Origin of the sequence: Rothia endophytica (assembly GCF_039543885.1) — a bacterium.
GTDB classification, from domain to species: Bacteria; Actinomycetota; Actinomycetes; order Actinomycetales; family Micrococcaceae; genus Rothia; species Rothia endophytica.
In genome coordinates this window covers 1-3,953 of sequence record NZ_BAABKP010000013.1, presented here as the reverse complement: position 1 = coordinate 3,953, position 3,953 = coordinate 1, and the positions used below count along the sequence as shown (strand labels likewise).

Annotated in this window: 4 protein-coding genes; all 4 read left to right on the top strand. The window is 51.3% G+C overall.

The features are described from left to right. Positions 1-238: 238 nt before the first annotated feature. The 4 genes from ABD982_RS11180 to ABD982_RS11165 all read left to right on the top strand — a co-directional run bounded on the left by ABD982_RS11180 (position 239) and on the right by ABD982_RS11165 (position 3,816). Positions 239-1,408, top strand: a complete 1,170-nt coding sequence (locus tag ABD982_RS11180; protein ID WP_345447634.1) for an RHS repeat-associated core domain-containing protein — start codon at positions 239-241, stop codon at positions 1,406-1,408. A 4-nt stretch (positions 1,409-1,412) separates the two neighbouring features. Continuing rightward, a complete protein-coding gene (locus ABD982_RS11175) occupies positions 1,413-1,838 on the top strand; it encodes a hypothetical protein (protein ID WP_345447632.1) in 426 nt (141 codons plus the stop codon). 148 nt (positions 1,839-1,986) lie between these two features. Continuing rightward, entirely contained in the window at positions 1,987-3,081 is a 1,095-nt protein-coding gene (locus ABD982_RS11170) for an RHS repeat-associated core domain-containing protein (RefSeq protein WP_345447630.1), read from the top strand. A 330-nt stretch (positions 3,082-3,411) separates the two neighbouring features. Then, positions 3,412-3,816, top strand: coding sequence for a hypothetical protein (locus ABD982_RS11165; RefSeq protein ID WP_345447627.1), 405 nt, complete (start codon positions 3,412-3,414; stop codon positions 3,814-3,816). Positions 3,817-3,953: the final 137 nt, after the last annotated feature.

Below are 3,953 nucleotides of genomic sequence, written 5' to 3'. Positions count from 1 at the left end.
TGTTGGGTTGATGATCTATGCTTCGATTGGTGGGGATAAGGTGCGTGGGTTGCGTGCTGGGCGTATTGCGGGGTCTGGTGATGTGGCTTAGGTTCTGAGCTGATAGTTGTTTCTGTTGGGGTGTTGGTTGGGTGCCGACGCCCCTTTCCTTTCTTTTGTCCCGGGTGGCCGGGACAGCGGCGTCCTGACCGGTTACTAGGAGCTTCCCTCTACCGCAACCCCTGGTTTTGGTGTGACCGTGGCTGGGTCTTTGCAGGTCGCTGGCCTGGAGATCCTGGGTGCCCGGGCTTATGACCCTGTCTCTCGTGGGTTTATTTCTCCTGATCCGCTGGTCTCGCCGGTGGGTGCTGGTTGGGCTTCTAATGTGTATGCGTTTGTGGGTCATGATCCGGTGGGGTTGGTGGATCCGTGGGGTTTGTCGCCGATGACCGCTTCTGAGTTTAGGGAGTATCGGGCTGATACTCGGGGCCGTGCGGTAGAGCGGATTGTCTCTGGTGTGCGCCGGTGGGCTGATGAACACGCAGAGGCTATCGCTACTGCTGCCATTATTGCCGGGACTGTGGTCTCTGTTGCTGCTTTGGTCGCTACCGGGCCGGTAGGGTTAATTGTTGCTGGTGCTGTTGGTGGTGGTTTGCTCTCTGGTGGTTTGTCGATTCTGACTAATAGGGGTGGGGATGGTCGTGTTGATTGGGGCAAGGTGGGGTTGGATACTTTGATTGGTGGTGTTGCTGGTGGTTTGGGTGGTGCTGCGGTTTCTGTGGTGGGTAAGGCTGGTGCTGCGGTGAATGCTTTTCGGTCTGGGCGGTTTGCAGTGAAGGCTGAGGCTGCTGGTGCTAAGGCTCTTGCCTTGGGGCAGAAGGCTGCTAATTCTTCGGTGTTTAATCCGATGCGGTATGTGAATGCTGCGCGTTCTTCTCATGCTGAGGTCAAGGCTGCTGCGTGGGCTGCTCGTTCTGATGAGTTGGGTCAGGTTGCTGCTCATTTTGGTGATGCTGGTGGTTATGCTCGGTCTTTGTCGGGGCAGACGGTTAATGGTGTGGTGTCGAATATGACGAGTAATAACTTGGCGTATGGTTTGGGTGATTTTGAGGAGCATACTGTGGGTGGTTATGCTCGGGCGACGGTGTCTGGTGTGGGGGTTGGTGTGGTGTCGCCGTGGGTGATGCCGTTGAGGCAGAACTATGTATCGGGGTCCACCGTGGAAAATATAGCTGGTTTCGGGCTTGATAGAGTTGGTGACTATGCTCTAGGTGTCGCCAATTATGTCGTTACTCCTCAGGAGAATTCCTTGAATATCACAGATGCCGGGAAAGAAGGTCTTAAGAGCATGCTCAGTGGTGGCTCAAGTGGAGTTTCTTCTTCATCTGCGGACGCAATTCGTCCCGCTACACCGCTGCGTAATGAGTAGAATAATGAATATATTTTATAGTGATGAATTAAATAAAAAAGGAAATAAAAAGCCCAGGAAATGGTTGAGTTTTTGTCTGTTGGTTATTTTTTCCATCAGCGTTTTATCTATGGTTGGCATTCCTTTGTACAATGCGTATAGCCAAAGGAATCCTATTGATAAGCAGTGCACCATTATTTCTGCTGAAGTCTTCAATAGCCGCAGTGGTACCGGTGGGCTATCTACTTCCAGTACTGAGTTGAAGATTCGTACGCAGGAGTGTGGGACTGTTTATGTGTCTAAGGTTTTGTCTCCTTCTCCTGCTGGGTCGTGGGAGGAGATGGCTGCTGAGTTGGATGGGTTTCGGGGTGAGCAGGTGGTGTTGGTGTTTCCTCCGTTTCAGTTGCCGGCTGAGGGGGATTATGCGTTGGGGTATGGGTATCGCTTGTAGGGGTAGGTAGGTAGGTTTGTGGGGTGCTGGTGCCTTATCGGGGTGCCGGCGCCCCTTTCCTTCTTTTGTCCTCAGTGGCTGGGGTGGCGGCGTCCTGACCGGTTACTAGGAGCTTCCCTCTACCGCAACCCCTGGTTTTGGGGTGACCGTGGCTGGGTCTTTGCAGGTCGCTGGTCTGGAGATTCTGGGTGCCCGGGCTTATGACCCGGCCTCTCGTGGGTTTATTTCTCCTGATCCGCTGGTCTCGCCGGTGGGTGCTGGTTGGGCTTCTAATGTGTATGCGTTTGTGGGTCATGATCCGGTGGGGTTGGTGGATCCGTGGGGTTTGTCGCCGATGACCGCTTCTGAGTTTAGGGAGTATCGGGCTGATACTCGGGGCCGTGCTGGTGAGCGGATTGTCTCTGGTGTGCGCCAGTGGGCTGATGAACACGCAGAGGCTATCGCTACTGCTGCCATTATTGCCGGGACTGTGGTCTCTGTTGCTGCCCTGGTCGCTACCGGGCCGGTAGGGTTAATTGTTGCTGGTGCTGTTGGTGGTGGTTTGCTCTCTGGTGGTTTGTCGATTCTGACTAATAGGGGTGGGGATGGTCGTGTTGATTGGGGCAAGGTGGGGTTGGATACCTTGGTCGGAGCAGCAACAGGTGTTATTGCTGGGGCGGGTACAGCAGCTACAAAATTAACTATGGCAGTTACAAAATCAGCCTCAAGATTCGTGGGCTCTGTTGCAGTTAACGCTGGCATTAACTTTACTACCGGCGCAATAGGTGGTGGTGCTACGTACTCTGCCCAATCTGCTATCAAGGGTGAGAAGTGGAGTTTCAATAAATTTATGGGGAACAGCGTAGGCGGTGGATTCGGAGCTACCGTTGGTGGCTTTTTCGGGCCAGGTTCCGGGACTCTAGCAAAAGGATCTACCTATCTGAATCAGAAGGTAACAGAAATTGGAATGAATTTTGCTGGTGGTGTCGGTTCTGAAGCGTTGAGCTCTACTATCTCTGGCGAAGAGACAAACCTCAGAAAAATTCTAGTCTCAGGTGGGGCTTCTGCTGCTTTTTCTCAAGTTCCTGTTTCAAAGCCTGTCAACAGTAGTACACTGAATCAAGCTAGCTGGACATCTCCGAGCACTTTCCGTGGCGCATTTACAGGGGTTCAATCTTCCCGCATGTGGAGAGGTGGAGCGCAAGGTTCAGTTCTATCTGGTGTAAGTGATATATCGTTAGGAGATACCCTTAAAGGTGAGTAAAAAATCTAAAGACTTGCTAATTCTGTGCTCTCTTACTGGGGGTCTGTTTATCATGCTCTGTAGTTTTATAGGGTGGGATTACTTCAGGGAATTATTTACTGTTGCTGTCGTTTTTATTTTTATAGGTTATTTACTCTTCCGATACCTTAGCCCGAATAAGGCTGGGTGGATAACATTTATTCTTTTTATTGCTGTCTTTGGTGCAAGTTCTGCTGGTGAGACTGCCTGGCACCGTGCCCTTCCTGTCTTCTTTACGGGGTATTTGCCGGGGGTGCAATTTGGTGCTGATGTGAGAAATAGGAAGAGCACCCAGATGGGGAGGAGTGAAAGGTGAATTTTAGTTTTCAGGATTCTTGGGGTCAAGAAATATATTTTGATATATCTTCAAAGGAAAAGAAAACGTTATTAGGCAGCAGAAAGGTTCATTATCTCCTCAAGATTACTGTGGGGGATTCATGGGCTGAATTTTCTGCTTCAGAGTTTTCTGAGTCTCATGTAGGTATGCGTGAGATTGTTGAGTCTGTTGCGTCTTCGGATGGTCCTGTTTTTGTTGCTAATGTGGATTGGGCTCCTGCGTCTTCTTTATTTGAGCAGCAGGTGGTGGGTGTTCCTGCTGGGTGGTGGGTGCTGTGTTTTATGGACGTAGAGGTGGAGCCTGTTCGCGCGGTCTTTTCTCCTGACCGTTTTGGGGAGTTGTTAAGGGTGCTTGTTGGGATGTCTGATAAGGGTTTGTGAATATTTGGGGTGAAGTGCCCCGGTTTTTGTTCCTAGGCTTGTGCCTTAATTTCCATTATTTCTCGACTGGGGTGGTGTTCCCAAAACTCGGCTTCGACTTCAGCCGGCGTGCGGTAGCCCAGGCTCTGGTGGAGCCT

Bases quoted from the DNA above. Each gene is read 5' to 3' on its own strand.
- ABD982_RS11175 (WP_345447632.1), top strand. From the start codon at position 1,413: ATGAATATATTTTATAGTGATGAATTAAATAAAAAAGGAAATAAAAAG.